The 17,322-nt window shown below is 32.8% G+C and carries 18 protein-coding genes; 17 read left to right on the top strand and 1 reads right to left on the bottom strand.

The genetic code is table 11. The features are described 5' to 3' along the window. The first annotated feature begins 114 nt into the window (after positions 1–114). The 6 genes from AB1J10_RS07440 (at position 115) to rny (ending at position 6,493) form a co-directional block, all read left to right on the top strand. Positions 115–945, top strand: a complete 831-nt coding sequence (locus AB1J10_RS07440) for a DUF3388 domain-containing protein (protein ID WP_046208615.1) — start codon at positions 115–117, stop codon at positions 943–945. 31 nt (positions 946–976) lie between these two features. Next, entirely contained in the window at positions 977–1,369 is a 393-nt protein-coding gene (locus tag AB1J10_RS07435; RefSeq protein WP_080937823.1) for a helix-turn-helix domain-containing protein, read from the top strand. 54 nt (positions 1,370–1,423) lie between these two features. After that, positions 1,424–2,002, top strand: a complete 579-nt coding sequence (gene pgsA / locus AB1J10_RS07430; RefSeq protein WP_046208613.1) for a CDP-diacylglycerol--glycerol-3-phosphate 3-phosphatidyltransferase — start codon at positions 1,424–1,426, stop codon at positions 2,000–2,002. A gap of 226 nt (positions 2,003–2,228) precedes the next feature. Then, the gene (locus AB1J10_RS07425) at positions 2,229–3,380 is read left to right on the top strand and encodes a CinA family nicotinamide mononucleotide deamidase-related protein (RefSeq protein ID WP_070037847.1); all 1,152 of its coding nucleotides are present in this window, start codon (positions 2,229–2,231) and stop codon (positions 3,378–3,380) included. 166 nt (positions 3,381–3,546) lie between these two features. Further along, complete coding sequence (gene recA, locus AB1J10_RS07420) at positions 3,547–4,602, top strand: recombinase RecA (RefSeq protein ID WP_070037844.1); 1,056 nt, start codon at positions 3,547–3,549, stop codon at positions 4,600–4,602. Between the two features lie 331 nt (positions 4,603–4,933). Beyond that, positions 4,934–6,493, top strand: coding sequence for a ribonuclease Y (gene rny, locus AB1J10_RS07415; protein WP_070037839.1), 1,560 nt, complete (start codon positions 4,934–4,936; stop codon positions 6,491–6,493). A gap of 418 nt (positions 6,494–6,911) precedes the next feature. Here the strand turns inward: rny and AB1J10_RS07410 are convergent, their stop codons facing one another. After that, positions 6,912–7,127: a hypothetical protein gene (locus AB1J10_RS07410; protein ID WP_046208610.1), complete on the bottom strand. Its 216-nt coding sequence runs from the start codon at positions 7,125–7,127 to the stop codon at positions 6,912–6,914. 166 nt (positions 7,128–7,293) lie between these two features. On the opposite strand from AB1J10_RS07410, the gene AB1J10_RS07405 reads away from it, so the two are divergent. The 11 genes from AB1J10_RS07405 to thiW all read left to right on the top strand — a co-directional run bounded on the left by AB1J10_RS07405 (position 7,294) and on the right by thiW (position 16,988). Next, positions 7,294–8,085: a TIGR00282 family metallophosphoesterase gene (locus AB1J10_RS07405; RefSeq protein ID WP_046208609.1), complete on the top strand. Its 792-nt coding sequence runs from the start codon at positions 7,294–7,296 to the stop codon at positions 8,083–8,085. Between the two features lie 110 nt (positions 8,086–8,195). Then, on the top strand, positions 8,196–9,956 hold the full coding sequence (locus tag AB1J10_RS07400; protein ID WP_369003076.1) for a 2-oxoacid:acceptor oxidoreductase subunit alpha: 1,761 nt from the start codon (positions 8,196–8,198) through the stop codon (positions 9,954–9,956). Then, positions 9,957–10,823, top strand: coding sequence for a 2-oxoacid:ferredoxin oxidoreductase subunit beta (locus AB1J10_RS07395; RefSeq protein WP_070037836.1), 867 nt, complete (start codon positions 9,957–9,959; stop codon positions 10,821–10,823). A gap of 144 nt (positions 10,824–10,967) precedes the next feature. After that, entirely contained in the window at positions 10,968–11,588 is a 621-nt protein-coding gene (locus AB1J10_RS07390; protein WP_070037832.1) for a poly-gamma-glutamate hydrolase family protein, read from the top strand. A 117-nt stretch (positions 11,589–11,705) separates the two neighbouring features. Further along, on the top strand, positions 11,706–12,329 hold the full coding sequence (locus AB1J10_RS07385; protein ID WP_070037830.1) for a poly-gamma-glutamate hydrolase family protein: 624 nt from the start codon (positions 11,706–11,708) through the stop codon (positions 12,327–12,329). A gap of 68 nt (positions 12,330–12,397) precedes the next feature. Next, positions 12,398–12,796: an RrF2 family transcriptional regulator gene (locus tag AB1J10_RS07380; RefSeq protein WP_070037827.1), complete on the top strand. Its 399-nt coding sequence runs from the start codon at positions 12,398–12,400 to the stop codon at positions 12,794–12,796. 108 nt (positions 12,797–12,904) lie between these two features. Next, complete coding sequence (locus tag AB1J10_RS07375) at positions 12,905–13,804, top strand: NAD(P)/FAD-dependent oxidoreductase (RefSeq protein WP_070037824.1); 900 nt, start codon at positions 12,905–12,907, stop codon at positions 13,802–13,804. Positions 13,805–13,887: 83 nt separating this feature from the next. Then, positions 13,888–14,184: a thiamine-binding protein gene (locus AB1J10_RS07370; RefSeq protein WP_046208602.1), complete on the top strand. Its 297-nt coding sequence runs from the start codon at positions 13,888–13,890 to the stop codon at positions 14,182–14,184. Between the two features lie 380 nt (positions 14,185–14,564). Then, complete coding sequence (gene miaB / locus AB1J10_RS07365; protein WP_064209019.1) at positions 14,565–16,106, top strand: tRNA (N6-isopentenyl adenosine(37)-C2)-methylthiotransferase MiaB; 1,542 nt, start codon at positions 14,565–14,567, stop codon at positions 16,104–16,106. Then, on the top strand, positions 16,106–16,465 hold the full coding sequence (locus tag AB1J10_RS07360) for a RicAFT regulatory complex protein RicA family protein (RefSeq protein ID WP_046208600.1): 360 nt from the start codon (positions 16,106–16,108) through the stop codon (positions 16,463–16,465). The genes miaB and AB1J10_RS07360 overlap by 1 nt, the downstream gene beginning before the upstream one ends. Positions 16,466–16,499: 34 nt before the next feature. Beyond that, entirely contained in the window at positions 16,500–16,988 is a 489-nt protein-coding gene (gene thiW / locus AB1J10_RS07355) for an energy coupling factor transporter S component ThiW (protein WP_046208599.1), read from the top strand. Positions 16,989–17,322 lie beyond the last annotated feature (334 nt).

The following is a 17,322-nucleotide window of genomic DNA, read 5'->3' as shown; positions in this document are numbered from 1 at the left end:
TTTTAAATTATTTATGTGGTACTATGCTTTTTTCATTAAATAAATAACTGAAAATGTGATAGATTTTAGTCAAAGCGCATTGTTGCGATTTATAAACTAAGGGGTGTATATGCCATGACAGTTGCTACAAAAAAAGAATGGTATTTAGAATATGAAATTACAATGAACAGAGCTGGATTATTAGGTGACGTTTCCAGTTTATTAGGTATGATGGGTATTAGTATTGTTACAATAAATGGCATTGACGAAGGCAGAAGAGGTCTATTAATTAAATCAGATAACCTTGAAAAAGTTAGTAGATTTGAAAATATCGTTAGTGAAATTGATGACATCTCTATTACTAAATTGCGTAAACCAGAATTACGAGATCGATTGGCTGTACGACATGGTAGATACATAGAACAAGATGCTGCTGATAAAAAAACATTTCGTTTTGAAAGAGAAGATTTAGGTTTATTAGTAGATTTTATGGCCGAATTATTTAAAGAAAAAGGGCATAAATTAATCGGTATTAGAGGTATGCCTAGAGTAGGTAAAACTGAATCGATTGTTGCTGGTAGTGTCTGTGCCCATAAGCGTTGGCTATTTATTAGTTCTACGCTAATTAAACAAACTGTTCGTAGTTCGCTCATCAAAGGTGAGTATGATTCTGATCATGTCTATATTATTGATGGTGCGGTTACAGCCAGAGAATCTAACCAAAAACATCAAGAATTAGTGAAAGAAGTTATGAGCTTACCAGCGATTAAAGTTGTAGAACATCCAGATTTATTTGTGGAAACTAGTGATTATGAGATGAGTGATTTTGATTATATCATTGAGCTAAGAGAAAATAAAAATCAAGAAATCCATTATGAAGAAATGAAAAAACATACCGTAAAAAGTAAAAATAATCTTGATTTCGGTGACGATGTTTTCGGTGGTGGTTTTGGATTTTTTGAATAGTAAAAGATAATGGATGAGGAGGACTAACATCGTGAGTTTAGTTGGTCAAACTTTAAAAGGACGTCGCGAAAGATTAGGTATGACATTAACAGAATTAGAAAACCGAACAGAAATCAAACGCCAAGCTTTAACACTCATTGAAAATAATGATTTTGAGTCCCTTAAAAATGCAGATTATGTAGAAGGTTTTATTCGCAAATATGCAAAGGCTGTAAATATTGATGCTGAACAGCTTATTCATGCACATAGAGATGAAATTCCTAATCATGATAACAATTTGAAAGAAACGATTGATGCTTTTTCTTCAGATCATCAACCTACTTATCGTAGTAAAAACAAAGAACCTCTGCAGTTAGCAGTAGTAATAAGTCTAGTGATTATTATCACTGCCATACTGTGGATATTAGCGGTATTATTTTTATAAAAAATGTTATTGTAGTTTTGTTGTAAGTTATATATATAGAAATGAGGATTTGAAATGAATATTCCGAATTGGATAACTGTCTTTAGAGTTATATTAATTCCAGTATTTCTATTATTCGCTTTAGTAGATTTTGGTTTTGGTAATGTAACTTTTATTGGTGGATATGAAATTAGAATTGAATTATTGATTAGTGGTATTATCTTTATTGTTGCTTCGTTAAGTGACTTTGCAGATGGTTACTTAGCAAGAAAATGGCAGCTTGTTACAAATATGGGTAAATTTTTAGACCCATTAGCAGATAAATTACTCGTTTCAAGTGCTTTGATTGCTCTTGTTGAAATTGGGTTAACAAACTCATGGGTTGCGATTATTATTATTGCACGTGAATTTGCGGTTACAGGGTTACGTTTATTACAAATCGAACAAGGTTTTGTAAGCGCAGCAGGCCAATTAGGTAAAATTAAAACGGCGGTTACGATGATTGCGTTAGTATGGATTTTACTAGGCGACCCATTAGCTACATGGATTGGTTTTCCAATAGGTCAGGTGCTATTATACATAGGGGTATTCTTTACGATTCTATCTGGTATTGAATACTTTTATAAAGGTAGAGATGTATTTAAGGCTAAATAATATGAGTTTGGTTCTGACAAACATGAATTCAACTGGAAAGTGTTTTTAAGCACCTTTCCAGTTTTTTTGTTAAAACAGTATATCTTGATACAGAATCGTTATTAATTAAGACAGAATAATCTTCAAACGAAATTTTAGTTTTTAAATAGAATTGGATTTATAATATAAATAATAAGTTTAACAAATTAAATAGCGAAATTTTTCTTTCGGACAAGGAGGGGAAAGTGTGAATATATCAATTATAGCAGTTGGATCTGAATTATTGCTGGGTCAAATTGCAAATACCAATGGTCAATATCTATCAAAATTATTTAATGATATAGGACATAGTGTTGTAGAACACACTGTAGTAGGAGATAATCCTAATAGACTTGAAAGAGCAATACATTCATCATTGGAACAATATGATGCTGTTATTCTTACTGGTGGATTAGGACCTACTAAAGATGATTTAACAAAGCATACGGTAGCTCAAATATTAGATCGCAATTTAGTAACGGATGAAAAGTCATTGATGTATATTGAGCATTATTTTAAAGATCAAAATGTTGAAATGACTCCGAACAATAAACAACAAGCACTAGTCATTGAAGGCGCAACAGTTTTAGAAAATAAAGTAGGTATGGCACCAGGTATGCTGATTGAATATAACGATAAACACATCGCTCTATTGCCTGGTCCACCTAAAGAAATGCAACCGATGGCAAAAGATGGCTTATTACCATATTTTTTAACTGGAGAAGGTATTATTTTTTCAGAATTATTGCGTTTTGCAGGGATAGGTGAATCTAAAGTTGAAACTATTTTAATTGATTTGATAGATAATCAAACAAATCCTACTATTGCACCATTAGCTGGTACGCATGAAGTTAATATAAGACTGACGGCGAATGGTAACTCTAAACAAGAGTGTGAAGCACTAATAGCACCAGTAAAAAAAGAAATCCTGTCACGTATAGGTAAATATTATTACGGGTCAGATGATAATTCCATCGAATCATCCTTTTTAGCACATATGAGACAATCATTTGCAATCTATGATGGTGTAACAGATGGCGAATTATATTCTAGAATGAAAGATCATGATTATTCAAATAAGCTATTTGGTATGTTACCCCATCACCAACAGTTTATAAATTCTAAAGAGGATATGGAGCATCAATTACTAATTTCATGCCGTATCGTCAAAGATTTGTATAATGCTGAAATTGGTATTTCATTAATACATGAAAATGGTACAGTATACTTAGGTATTTTAGAAAACGAATACCTAACCATTAAATCATTTAAAATGACGAAGAATAGAAATTTAATAAAAAAAAGATCACAAAACTATTCATTGATTAGATTATTAAACTACTTTAGAGAAAAAAATTAATAATTCAAAACAAACAATGATTAGTACGTACGTTCCCTTTTTGTGAAGAATTGTTCTATTAGTAGCGAACAAATATTCGCAAAATGCTTGCAGAATACTTTAAATCAATGTATAGTATGGTTAAGATACTTTTCAGAGATAAATCTCATTTAGGAGGTCCAGTGTTTTGGATAATGATCGTCAAAAAGCTTTAGATACAGTAATTAAAAATATGGAAAAATCATTTGGTAAAGGTGCAGTAATGAAACTTGGTGATAATGAAGCACGTAAAGTTTCTAGTGTATCAAGTGGTTCGGTAACACTAGATAACGCATTAGGAGTTGGTGGTTACCCTAAAGGTAGAATCATAGAAATATATGGGCCAGAAAGTTCTGGTAAAACAACAGTTGCATTACATGCCATAGCCGAGGTACAAAAAAATGGTGGTATCGCTGCATTTATTGATGCTGAACATGCTTTAGACCCTGTTTATGCAGAAGCATTAGGTGTTGATATTCAAAACTTATACTTATCTCAACCAGATCATGGTGAGCAAGGTTTAGAAATCGCTGAAGCATTTGTTAGAAGTGGTGCGGTTGATATCGTCGTTGTCGACTCAGTAGCTGCGTTAACACCGAAGGCTGAAATTGAAGGCGAAATGGGCGATACACATGTCGGTTTACAAGCACGTTTAATGTCACAAGCATTACGTAAATTGTCTGGTGCTATTTCTAAATCAAATACAACTGCTGTATTTATAAACCAAATTCGTGAAAAAGTTGGCGTTATGTTTGGTAATCCTGAAACGACACCAGGTGGACGTGCATTAAAATTCTATAGTTCTGTACGTTTAGAAGTTCGTCGTGCTGAACAGTTGAAACAAGGTCAAGAAATTGTTGGTAACAGAACAAAAATCAAAGTGGTAAAAAACAAAGTAGCACCTCCATTTAGAGTGGCTGAAGTTGATATGATGTACGGAAAAGGTATCTCTAAAGAAGGAGAGCTCATAGACCTTGGTGTAGAAAATGAAATCGTTAATAAATCGGGTGCTTGGTATTCATATAATGGTGAGCGTATGGGTCAAGGTAAAGAAAACGTTAAATTATATTTAAAAGAAAATCCAAAAGTTAAACAAGAAATCGATCAGAAATTGCGAGAAAAACTTGGTATTTTTGATGGTGACGTAGATGAAAAAGAGGAAGAAGATGCACCAACTACACTTTTTGATGAAAAAGATGAGTAACTTATAATTTAAATTAAAATATAATAGTTTTCCTTATAAAATAAGTATGTATTTATAAATACATACTTATTTTTTTGTGATTGCATATAGGTTCAAAATTATTAAATAAAAATTTTTTATGATGAAAAAACAACAAGAAATAAGCAATAGCAGTAACTGTAACTATTTTAATGTAAAAGAAGCTATTCAAATATTTAATTAATGTAGTTGCACACCTTGACACTTCTTAGTTTGAAACCGTACAATTACATTGTATGATTCTTATATAACTTCATATAATCATATTGAATTTGATATACAGAGCAAAATCCTAGAAAAAGGGGGTGTTTGTGTGAATTTATTAAACCTCCTACTCATTTTGCTAGGTATTATTCTCGGAGTTGTTGTAGGGTATATTATTGCCCGAAATATATTGCATCAAAAGCAATTACAAGCAAGACAAACTGCAGAAGATATTATCGAACATGGTAATAAAGAAGCAGAGAATATTAAGAAGGAAAAGCTCCTTGAAGCTAAAGAAGAGAATCAAATCTTAAAAGAGCAAAGTGAAAATGAACTTCGTGAAAGACGCGGTGATCTTCAAAGGCAAGAAGCACGACTTCTTCAAAAAGAAGAAAACTTAGAGCGAAAATCTGATCTTTTAGATAAAAAGGATGATATTTTAGAGCAAAAAGAGTCTAAACTTGAAGAACGACAACAACAAGTAGATGCAAAAGAGAGTAGTGTTCAGTCATTAATAAATAAGCATGAACAAGAATTAGAACGCATCTCTGGTCTCACTCAAGAAGAAGCTGCTAACGAACAACTTCAAAGAGTCGAGGAAGAATTGTCACATGATATTGCAATACTTGTTAAGGAAAAAGAGAAAGAAGCAAAAGAAGCAGTCGATAAAAATGCAAAAGAATTATTAGCAACTACTGTACAACGGTTAGCTGCAGAGCATACTTCAGAATCTACAGTATCAGTTGTTAATTTACCAAATGACGAAATGAAAGGTCGAATTATTGGTAGAGAAGGTAGAAATATAAGAACGTTAGAAACGTTAACTGGTATTGATTTAATTATAGATGATACACCAGAAGCAGTTATTCTATCAGGTTTTGACCCAATTAGACGCGAAATTGCAAGAACTGCATTAGTAAATCTTGTTTCAGATGGACGTATCCATCCTGGAAGAATTGAAGATATGGTTGAAAAAGCTCGAAAAGAAGTTGACGATATTATAAGAGATGCTGGTGAACAAGCAACATTTGAAATTAATGTGCATAATATGCATCCAGATTTAGTTAAAATTCTAGGTCGTTTACAATATCGTACTAGCTATGGTCAAAATGTGTTAAAACATTCTATAGAGGTTGCCCATTTAAGCGGCATGTTAGCGGCTGAATTAGGAGAAGATGTTACATTAGCCAAACGTGCTGGACTACTTCATGATGTTGGTAAAGCTATCGACCATGAAGTTGAAGGCAGTCACGTTGAAATTGGTGTAGAATTAGCTAAAAAATATGCTGAAAGTGAAACAGTATTAAATGCTATACATTCACATCACGGTGATGTAGAACCAACTTCTATTATTTCTATATTAGTTGCAGCAGCAGATGCACTATCAGCTGCAAGACCAGGTGCTCGTAAAGAGACCCTAGAAAATTATATTAGAAGGTTAGAAAGACTAGAAACACTCTCAGAAAGTTATGATGGTGTTGAAAAAGCATTTGCAATCCAAGCTGGTAGAGAAATTCGAGTTATCGTATCACCAGAAACTATCGACGACTTAAAGTCACACCGCTTAGCAAGAGATATTAAGAGTCAGATTGAAGATGAACTTCAATATCCTGGCCATATAAAAGTGACAGTTGTTCGTGAGACTAGAGCAATTGAATACGCAAAATAATAAATAAGAACTTAATTAAGTTACGGAATAACTGCTAGTAGAGATGTAAAATTTTACTAGCAGTTATTTTTAGTTTGTAAAACCGATATTATTAAGAAGTATAGTTAAAGTAAAAATACATTGTGGTTAACTTCACACTTTTTCGATTTAACTTATTTTACTTGTAACAGCTGACACTTGGATTGGATAGAATGATTTGTGAGAGCCATTGCAGGCTCGGATTATGTAAACTATATCTCTAGAATCTCTTGACATGTACAACACAATCACACTCGTACATGCTTTAATTCAAAAGACTAGGTTAGAAATCTGGAAAAAATAAAGGAGTCTAGGATGAACAATAATGTTCCCCAGACTCCTTTGTTTTGAAACTAAACACTATACTTCAGTCTCTTTTATTACTGTGAATTACGTTAAGTTATTTTAATTCTAAATCTACTTTACTTAATTCTTTAATTACTTCGGCAGTGTCATAACAATTCGTGGAGATATTGGCATATCTTTCAGCAAGTCTATAAGCATTGATATATAACTCCAAGCTATCTTTAGCAATCTCCTCCGGATTGTCACTATTTGAAGGGTTTGCAGAAACAACTAAATCAGCAAAATGTTGTGGATCAATATTAATTGACATATCTTACATACAACTCCTATTTTTTTGAAATGATACATAACTATAATATAAATATTACCACCAATCATAAATTTAAAACAAAGTAATGTTTATGAATATTTATTAAAGAGCCTTTTCATCATCGCTAATTTCAATTAAACTAACAGTAAGAGAGGATGACACGTAAATGAGAATTTTATTTATTGGGGATATTGTTGGTAAAATAGGTAGAGAAGCTATTTCAAACTATTTGCCCAAGTTGAAACAAACTTATAAACCTACGGTTACAATCGTAAATGCAGAAAATGCAGCACATGGTAAAGGTTTGACTGAAAAAATATACAAATCTTTATTAAGAGAAGGCGTTGATTTTATGACAATGGGTAATCATACATATGGTCAACGACAAATTTATGATTTTATAGAAAATGCCAATCGCATGGTTCGCCCTGCCAATTTTCCAGATGAAGCACCTGGTGTTGGTATGCGCTACATTCAAATTAACGAAATCAAATTGGCTATCATTAATTTACAGGGACGAGCATTTATGCAAGATATTGATGATCCATTTAAAAAAGCTGATGCGTTAGTAACTGAAGCAAAAAAAGAAACAGATTATATCTTTGTTGACTTTCATGCTGAGACGACTTCAGAAAAAAATGCAATGGGATGGTATTTAGATAATAGAGTTAGTGCTGTTGTCGGCACGCATACACATATCCAAACTTCAGATGAAAGAATATTACCTGGAGGCACAGGATATATTACAGATGTAGGTATGACAGGATACTATGATGGTATTCTTGGTATTAATCGTGAAGAGGTGATTACGCGTTTTATCACAAGCTTACCACAAAGACATGTTGTTCCTGACGAAGGTCGTAGTGTATTATCAGGTGTGATTATAGATTTAAATAAAGATGGTAAAACAAAACGTATCGAACGTATTCTTATCAATGATGACCATCCTTTTAAATAATCGTCCATTAGTATGAATTTTAAAATAAACCGCTCTTTTCATAGTAAAAGCGTGGTTTGTTTTGGTATGATGAAATATGAATTATTATAACCACTAGGAGGCTAGATGATATGAAATCTCAAGTATCATGGAAAGTGGGCGGACAACAAGGGGAAGGTATCGAATCAACAGGTGAAATCTTTGCCACTGCTATGAACCGTAAAGGATATTACTTATATGGGTATCGTCATTTTTCAAGTAGAATCAAAGGCGGTCATACAAATAATAAAATTAGAGTATCAACATCACCAGTACATGCAATTAGTGATGATTTAGATATATTAATCGCATTTGATCAAGAAACAATTGAAGTGAACCATCATGAGATGCGTAAAGACAGTGTGATTATTGCTGATAGTAAAGCTAAACCAGAAAAACCTGAACATTGTGACGCACAATTGGTTGCGCTACCTTTTACTGCCACTGCGAAAGAATTAGGCACTACTTTAATGAAAAATATGGTCGCTGTTGGAGCGACATGTGCAGTAATGAACTTAGACATTTCAGATTTTGAGACACTTATCACCAATATGTTTACTAAAAAAGGTGATAAAGTTGTAGAAATGAATATTGAAGCATTGAATGAAGGTTACCGTTTAATGAACGAACAATTAAGTCATATTGATGGTGATTTTGTTTTAGAAAAAACAGAAGGTACACCACATCTATATATGATTGGCAATGATGCCATAGGTCTAGGTGCGTTGTCAGCTGGTTCTCGATTTATGGCAGCTTATCCTATTACACCAGCATCTGAAATCATGGAATATATGATTGAAAATTTACCCAAAGTTGGGGGTACTGTTGTACAAACTGAAGATGAAATCGCTGCGGCAAATATGGCAATAGGCTCTAACTATGCTGGTGTACGTGCATTTACAGCGAGCGCTGGACCTGGTCTTTCACTCATGATGGAAGCAATTGGCCTTTCTGGTATGACGGAAACGCCATTTGTTGTAATCAATACACAACGCGGCGGTCCGTCCACTGGATTGCCTACCAAGCAAGAACAATCAGACCTTATGCAAATGATCTACGGTATGCATGGCGATATACCTAAAATAGTTGTAGCACCAACAGATGCTGAAGATGCATTTTACCTTACGATAGAAGCTTTCAATCTTGCTGAAATGTATCAATGCCCGGTCATTATTTTAAGTGATTTACAATTGTCATTAGGTAAACAAACTGTAGAATCATTAGATTATAATAAAATTGAAATAAACCGAGGAGAAACGATTCAATCGGATATAGAAAGAGATGAAGATGATAAAACATACTTCAAACGATATGCGTTGACTGAAAGTGGGGTCTCTCCAAGACCAATCCCTGGAGTTAAAGGGGGCATCCACCATGTCACAGGTGTGGAACATAATGAAGAAGGTAAGACAAGTGAAGCAGCTGATAACAGACAACAGCAAATGGATAAACGGATGCGAAAAACAGAACATCTATTGATCAATCAACCTGTAGAAAATAATGCAGTCCATGATGAAGCAGACATACTTTATTTAGGTTTCATCTCTACTAAAGGTGCGATTCAAGAAGGTAAAGAAAGGTTAGAGCAACAAGGATTGAAGGTTAATCATTTACAAATCAGACAACTACATCCTTTCCCAAGCAAAACGATACAAGAAGCGGTTGATAAAGCTTCAAAAGTTGTCGTTGTGGAACATAACTATCAAGGACAACTTTCCAATATATTAAAAATGAATGTGAACGTTGGAGATAAATTAATTAATCAAACGAAATATGATGGTACGCCATTCTTACCAAATGAAATAGAAGCCAAAGGATTAGAAATTGCCAAAAATTTAAAGGAGTTGGTATAAGTGGCAACATTTAAAGATTTTAGAAATAATGTGAAGCCCAATTGGTGCCCAGGTTGTGGAGATTTCTCTGTTCAAGCAGCTATTCAAAAAGCAGCTGCAAATGTTGGGCTAGAACCTGAAGAAGTTGCAATTATAACAGGTATCGGGTGTTCAGGCCGCTTATCAGGTTATGTTAATTCATACGGTGTACATGGGATCCATGGTCGTTCATTACCATTAGCACAAGGCGTGAAAATGGCTAATAAAGACTTGACCGTAATTGCCTCTGGTGGTGATGGTGATGGGTATGCGATTGGTATGGGACATACGATCCATGCGTTGCGTAGAAATATGAACATGACATATATAGTGATGGATAATCAAATCTATGGTTTAACTAAAGGACAAACATCACCTTCATCAGCACAAGGGTTTGTGACTAAATCTACGCCTAAAGGTAATATTGAGAAAAATGTTGCGCCATTAGAACTTGCGTTGTCTTCAGGTGCTACATTTGTTGCACAAGGTTTTTCTAGTGATATTAAAGGATTAACTAAAATGTTGGAAGATGCAATTAACCATGACGGTTTTTCATTCGTTAACGTATTCTCTCCATGTGTAACATATAATAAAGTCAACACTTATGATTGGTTTAAAGAAAATCTTACAAGTATTGATGAAATTGAAGATTTTGATACGACCGACAAACAAAAAGCTACTCAAAAGGTTTTAGAGTATAATTCATTACTTAAAGGCATTGTATATCAAGACACGGAAACACCTTCTTATGAATCTCAAATTGAAGAAATAGAAGGTACAGCATTAGCCAAAAAAGATATTCACCTTGATGAACAACAATTTAAAGACTTAACAAAGCAGTTTGTATAAGTGTTTATCTACTTAAATAAGAATCAATAGCGTAAAATAACTAGCTGATCACAAAAGATGATTTTCATAGAAAAAATCATTGTTTTATATTTGTGAATCAGCTAGTTTTATATTTATATACGAAAAATGGAAGGTTAGAGAGATATGGTTGATTACTTTGAAACAATGACGGAATTATTAACTTACACAAATGAAGATAAAGATTGGGAAATTCAAACGTGTGAAAGAGATTCACCAGTACTTATTACTGCTGTCCATGGCGGTGCTATAGAAAGAGGAACTACTGAAGTTGCACAACATTTAAGTGAAACAGGTAATTATAGTTTTTATAGTTTTAAAGGTGTAAGAAAAAATAAAAACAATGAACTTCATGTAACTTCAATTCATTTTGATGAGCCAAAATTACAAAAGATTGTGACTGAACATGCTCAAGTTATATCTATACATGGTTGCATGGGTAAGAAAAATGAAGTGTATATCGGTGGTAGAGATAAAGCACTAATTACGCAGATAAAACAAACGTTAAATGAAACAGGAATCGTTACAAAGGATGCACCTTCTCATATTTCTGGTAAACAACAGGATAACTTTGTGAATTGTGGTCAAAAAGGTATGGGGGTACAGTTAGAATTGACTGTTAACTTTAGGAAGCATTGTTTTGTTAATAAAAAATTTAATTTAAATGACCGAGAAAATCGTTCGAACTGGTCAACCTATTTAGAAGCGTTTTCAAAAGCAATGATTAAAGCAATCAATAATCAGTAATAGTTAACTGTAAATATTGAGTTAATAAATTATCAAAAACTTAACAGTGATTTAAAATAATGGACGCTAAAATGTGGTATACAAAAAGTGTACATATAAAATAGAGGGGGATAATCAATGGCTGATCGATTTAAATCTATGACGGAATTAATGCAGCTAACGGAGGAAAATACGGATTGGATTATTAATTCAATTGACCGAAATAGCAATGTTATCATAACTGCAATTCATGGCGGAGCTATAGAACCTGCTACTACCGAATTGGCGGAAGTAACAGCTGAAAAAGGTGGTTTTGACTACTTTACGTTTAAAGCAATTAGAACAAAAGGTAATGCAGAATTACATGTGACGTCCAGACATTATGATGAACCTAAATTAATGAAAATGATTGCAAATAATCAATATGCCATCGCGATACATGGCTGTAAAGGTGAAGATGAAATTGTTTATATGGGTGGTAAGGATGAGCAATTAATGGATGAGATGACGGCAGAATTTGAAAAATTAGGGATAATTGTCAGACAAGCCCCGTCACATATGTCTGGTGCGCATGATGACAATATTGTAAATTGCTGTAAAACTGAGAAAGGTGTCCAACTCGAGTTAACCTCAGGAATAAGAAAGAAATTGTTTGAAAATGAACGTTATAATAAAAAAAGTAGAGAGAACAGTAGTAACTGGGCTCAGTTTATGTATGATTTTGCAGATGCAATTATTAATGCTACTAAAAATTTAGTGTAATATTGAAAAAGAAAAACAAATAAGCTATTATAGATTTATTATATCTATAATAGGAAGATGATAAATTTATGAAATTTTCAAAGGCGACTGATTATGCTTTACATGCACTGTTATTTATGATTAATAATCAAGGTGATCAAAAAAAGATTCCTGTACAAGACTTAGCATCAGTTTTAGGTGTTTCTACAACTTATTTATCAAAAGTAATGACACGTTTAGTTAAGCGTAATATCATTTCTGCTAGTAGTGGTGCTAAAGGCGGATATCAATTAAAGAATGGATGGGATTCAGTATCTATCTATGAAGTCGTTGTTACGATAGATGGGGAGCAAAGTTTATTAGAAGACACTTTTAATCATGATGAAGGCTGTCCTATCAAAGCTATAATGGAAGATGCTGAAACAACTTTGGTAACAACTTTGAAGCAAAAGAAACTATCGAGTCTGCTAAAACCTGTAGTTAAATAATTTTATAGTATAGAAATAGCAAAGCATAAACTATTTCTATACACTTTTTTAAAACTATTATAGATATTAAAAGTCTTTAATAGACGTGTAATTAAAAGGAGTGGAATGATGGAATATGAAGTAATTGTCATAGGCGGTGGCCCAGCAGGTATGAGCGCTGCATTGAATTTTGGTAGAGGAATGATGCATACATTAGTCATTGATGAAGATAAACCACGAAATAAAGTTACTCAATTATCAAATGGTTATTTAACGCAAGATGGTATTTCGCCACAAAAATTTAAACAACAAGCTATAGAAGATGTCTCCAAATACAAAGATGTATCCATAGTGAATGCAAGGGTCGTAGATATTATACAAATTGAATCCGGATTTAAAGTATCAACAGCATCAAAATCCTATACAGCCAAGCAAATACTTGTTGCTACAGGTGTTAGAGAACATTTACCTAAAATAAATAATATTGAATCCTTTTACGGTAAAACGGTATTTTATTGTCCTTGGTGTGATGGCTTTGAAATGAAACATACTCAATTAGGCGTATTTTACTCTGATAAAGATGTAATACACATTGTTAAATTATTGAGAAATTTTTCGAAAAAAATCACTGTATTTACTAATGGTATTGAAACGTTAGAGCCAGAGGCAATTAAATTTTTAGAACAACATCATATTGAGGTCTGTTCAACAACGATCAAAAAACTATTAGGAGAGCAGGGACAATTAAAAGGAGTCGAATTAGAAGATGGTAATGTCATAAAAATAGAAGGTGCATTTACACAAATGGGGTGGGATACCGAATTCAATTTTCTAAATAATATATTGTTAGAACGTGATGAACAGGGCAAAATCAAATCATCACCATATGGAGAAACAAATATTAATGGATTATATGTAACTGGAGAGACTAAGGACAATTTTCCTAGCCAATTAATCGATGCGGCTTCAAATGGTGGTAACGTTGCTAAAAATATGATGATGTCACTTATAAACGAAACCTATCAATAAATAAACAAAGCTTTCGATTTCTATACCTTAAGTTAATGTTTTGGTAAACTGAAGGTAAGTAAAATTTAAGGGGTTGAACAAGTATGAATGATACTTTAATGAGTGTACAAATTATTCCTAAAACTGCTAATGGTGAAGATGTTATACCTTACGTAGATGAAGCAATTCAAGTGATCGATGATTCTGGTTTGGAATATCGCGTTGGACCTTTAGAAACAACTGTACAAGGTGAGATGAATGAATGTTTAATATTAATCCAAAAGTTAAATGAGCGAATGGTAGAACTAGAAATACCAAGTACTATCAGTCAAGTGAAATTTTATCATGTTCCAGAAGGTATAACGATTGAAACATTAACTGGAAAATATGATGAAATCTAAGTAGTTTTCTTGTAAGGTATTGCATTATGATAGTGTAAAATTGAAATTAAAGTCATAACTATAAGGTACATCGTTTATTTAATAAATGTTATTAAATGATACGTAAGTGCCTTATTTTTGTATCATTATTTTATTAAAAATGTTTGTTATTGGACAAAGTATATTTAATCAAGATGGTTTTTATTGTAAAATGTACTTTTGAAATCAACATTCATTATTGTAGATGACTTTTGCACTTTATTGCTAAATTTAATATAATGAAATAATGATTATAGATAAAGTTATAGAACTTTGAACGACTCGATTGTAAAACAGCGAGATAAGATCTATTTTAATGCGTTTGTTCATAGTTTTTATGATATAGAAAGGGTTTTGTTAGCGTGAATGAAGAACAAAGAAAGCAAACTTCTATAGATGTTTTGGCCGAGCGCGATAAGAAGACAAAAGATTATAGTAAGTATTTTGAGCATGTATACCAACCACCAAGTTTAAAAGAAGCACGTAAACGTGGTAAAGAAGAAGTACATTATAACCGTGATTTTCAAATCGATGAAAAATATCGTGGTATGGGTAAAGGTAAAACATTTTTAATAAAAACATATGGTTGCCAAATGAATGCACATGATACAGAAGTAATGGCAGGTATTTTAAGTGCTTTAGGTTATCAGCCAACAGAAGAAATCGATGAAGCGGATGTTATTTTAATTAACACTTGTGCAATTCGTGAAAATGCAGAGAATAAAGTGTTTAGCGAGATTGGCAATTTAAAACACTTGAAAAAAGAAAAACCTGAAACAGTTATTGGTGTTTGCGGTTGTATGTCTCAAGAAGAATCAGTCGTGAATAAAATATTAAAATCATATCAAAATGTGGATATGATTTTTGGTACGCATAATATACACAGACTGCCTGAAATACTCGAAGAAGCTTATCTCTCAAAAGCAATGGTGGTAGAAGTTTGGTCTAAAGAAGGCGATGTAATTGAAAATTTACCTAAAGTCAGAAAAGGTAATATAAAAGCATGGGTTAATATCATGTATGGTTGTGACAAATTCTGTACATACTGTATTGTGCCATTTACACGAGGTAAAGAGCGAAGTAGAAGACCACAAGATATTATAGACGAAGTTAGAGATTTAGCTCGTCAAGGATATCAAGAAGTTACACTATTAGGTCAAAATGTTAATTCATATGGTAAAGATATTGATGGATTAGAATATGGACTTGGCGACTTGCTAGAAGATATTTCGAAAATAGATATTCCTAGAGTACGTTTCACTACGAGTCACCCATGGGATTTCACCGATCGTATGATAGAAGTGATTGCTAACGGTGGAAACATCGTTCCACATGTGCATTTGCCCGTACAATCAGGAAATAATGCTGTTCTTAAAATTATGGGACGTAAATATACGAGAGAAAGCTATCTAGATTTAGTCAATCGTATTAAGTCAAAAATACCTGATGTTGCTTTAACAACAGATATTATCGTAGGCTATCCAAATGAAACAGCAGAACAATTTGAAGAAACATTGACTTTATATGATGAAGTAGCATTTGAACATGCATATACGTATATTTATTCTCAAAGAGATGGCACGCCAGCAGCTAAAATGAAAGATAATGTACCATTAGAGGAAAAAAAGTCAAGATTACAACAGTTAAATAAAAAAGTAGCCTATTATTCTGAACAAGCTATGGCACAATATGAAGGCCAAACAGTACAAGTTCTTTGTGAAGGTGCTAGTAAGAAAGATGATACAGTACTTGCAGGTTATACGAATAAAAATAAACTAGTTAATTTTAAAGCACCTAAAGAAATGATTGGAAAGATTGTTGATGTAAAAGTTGATGAAGCTAAACAGTTTTCATTGAATGGTACGTTTTTAGGCGTTAGTGAAAAAGCAGTGGTGACACAATAATGTATGAAAAAGATGAAATATTGGCAGAGGCAGATAAACTCAGTCAACGTATTCAATCATTAGACACTGTTAAAGAATATCAAGCGATTGAACAGCAAATTCATCAAAATAAAAATATTGAAACGCGTATGAAAGACTTGAAAAAAACGCAGAAACAGTCTGTTAATTTACAAAATTATGGTAAACAGCAGGCACTGCGTCAGTCTGAAGATAAAATTCAAGATATCGAGCAAAACCTCAATATTATACCTATTGTTGAAGAATTTAGAGAATCACAAGCGGAGGCAAATGACTTATTGCAAATGATGATTAGTACGATGTCAAACCGTTTAAATGAAATTCAACAAGATAAAGATTAATGCATAATCCATATGTAGAAAGGAAATGAGCAATATGAAAACAAGAAAATTAACACTGACTGCGATATTGATTGCAATAAATGTAGTGTTAAGTAGCATTGTTGTTATACCACTTGGGCCTATCAAAGCGGCGCCTATACAACATTTAATCAATGTGATATGTGCGGTATTTGTGGGACCTTGGTTTGGTCTGGCACAAGCGTTTATTTCTTCGCTGTTAAGAATGGTGTTTGGTACCGGTAGTTTCTTTGCATTTCCTGGAAGTATGGTAGGTGTATTATTAGCAAGTGGTTTTTACTTTTATCGCAAGCATATTTTTATGGCAGCAATCGGTGAAGTTATAGGTACAGGCATCATTGGTAGTATTATGTGTATACCATTAGCCTGGGTATTAGGTTTTGCTAACTTTGCTGTCAAGCCTTTAATGATTGCTTTTATTGCTTCAAGTGTGATTGGTGCAATGATTAGTTATGTTATTTTAATGGTTATGAAAAGAAAAGGCATCTTAAAACGATTCTTATAAATATGAAAAGGTTAAGTTTCATTGCTTTTAACATATCAATGATTTAATTATAATGTGGATTTGTAATTAACTAATTGTATGTGCAAATGAAGCTTAATCTTTTTTATTTTATAAATATCATTCATCAAGTAGTTAAACGACAACATTTTACATCAATCCTAATTTGTAAGCATAAGCGTAAAAACTAAAGTTATGTTAAAATTTAAGAGTTAAATGGACAATAAAAATATCGAAATATGGTTTAAAAGTACGAAATAATATAAGAATAGAAACTAGTTATAAAGTAAAAATAGCAATCAGTTAAACAAGTGAGCAACCATCTGATTTAATGATA

The sequence above is a fragment of the Staphylococcus cohnii species complex 1663 genome, assembly GCF_041008415.1.
GTDB classification, from domain to species: Bacteria; Bacillota; Bacilli; order Staphylococcales; family Staphylococcaceae; genus Staphylococcus; species Staphylococcus ureilyticus.
Note: the sequence above shows the minus strand (reverse complement) of the source record. Positions and strands in the feature narration are given on the sequence as shown.

Excerpts from the sequence above, each read along its gene's own strand:
- AB1J10_RS07410 (WP_046208610.1), bottom strand. The coding sequence starts at position 7,127 with ATGTCAATTAATATTGATCCACAACATTTTGCTGATTTAGTTGTTTCT.
- AB1J10_RS07390 (WP_070037832.1), top strand. The coding sequence starts at position 10,968 with ATGGTTGATTACTTTGAAACAATGACGGAATTATTAACTTACACAAAT.
- AB1J10_RS07380 (WP_070037827.1), top strand. The coding sequence starts at position 12,398 with ATGAAATTTTCAAAGGCGACTGATTATGCTTTACATGCACTGTTATTT.
- pgsA (WP_046208613.1), top strand. The coding sequence starts at position 1,424 with ATGAATATTCCGAATTGGATAACTGTCTTTAGAGTTATATTAATTCCA.
- thiW (WP_046208599.1), top strand. The coding sequence starts at position 16,500 with ATGAAAACAAGAAAATTAACACTGACTGCGATATTGATTGCAATAAAT.
- AB1J10_RS07400 (WP_369003076.1), top strand. The coding sequence starts at position 8,196 with ATGAAATCTCAAGTATCATGGAAAGTGGGCGGACAACAAGGGGAAGGT.
- AB1J10_RS07360 (WP_046208600.1), top strand. The coding sequence starts at position 16,106 with ATGTATGAAAAAGATGAAATATTGGCAGAGGCAGATAAACTCAGTCAA.
- AB1J10_RS07370 (WP_046208602.1), top strand. The coding sequence starts at position 13,888 with ATGAATGATACTTTAATGAGTGTACAAATTATTCCTAAAACTGCTAAT.
- AB1J10_RS07405 (WP_046208609.1), top strand. The coding sequence starts at position 7,294 with ATGAGAATTTTATTTATTGGGGATATTGTTGGTAAAATAGGTAGAGAA.
- AB1J10_RS07385 (WP_070037830.1), top strand. The coding sequence starts at position 11,706 with ATGGCTGATCGATTTAAATCTATGACGGAATTAATGCAGCTAACGGAG.
- AB1J10_RS07375 (WP_070037824.1), top strand. The coding sequence starts at position 12,905 with ATGGAATATGAAGTAATTGTCATAGGCGGTGGCCCAGCAGGTATGAGC.
- AB1J10_RS07440 (WP_046208615.1), top strand. The coding sequence starts at position 115 with ATGACAGTTGCTACAAAAAAAGAATGGTATTTAGAATATGAAATTACA.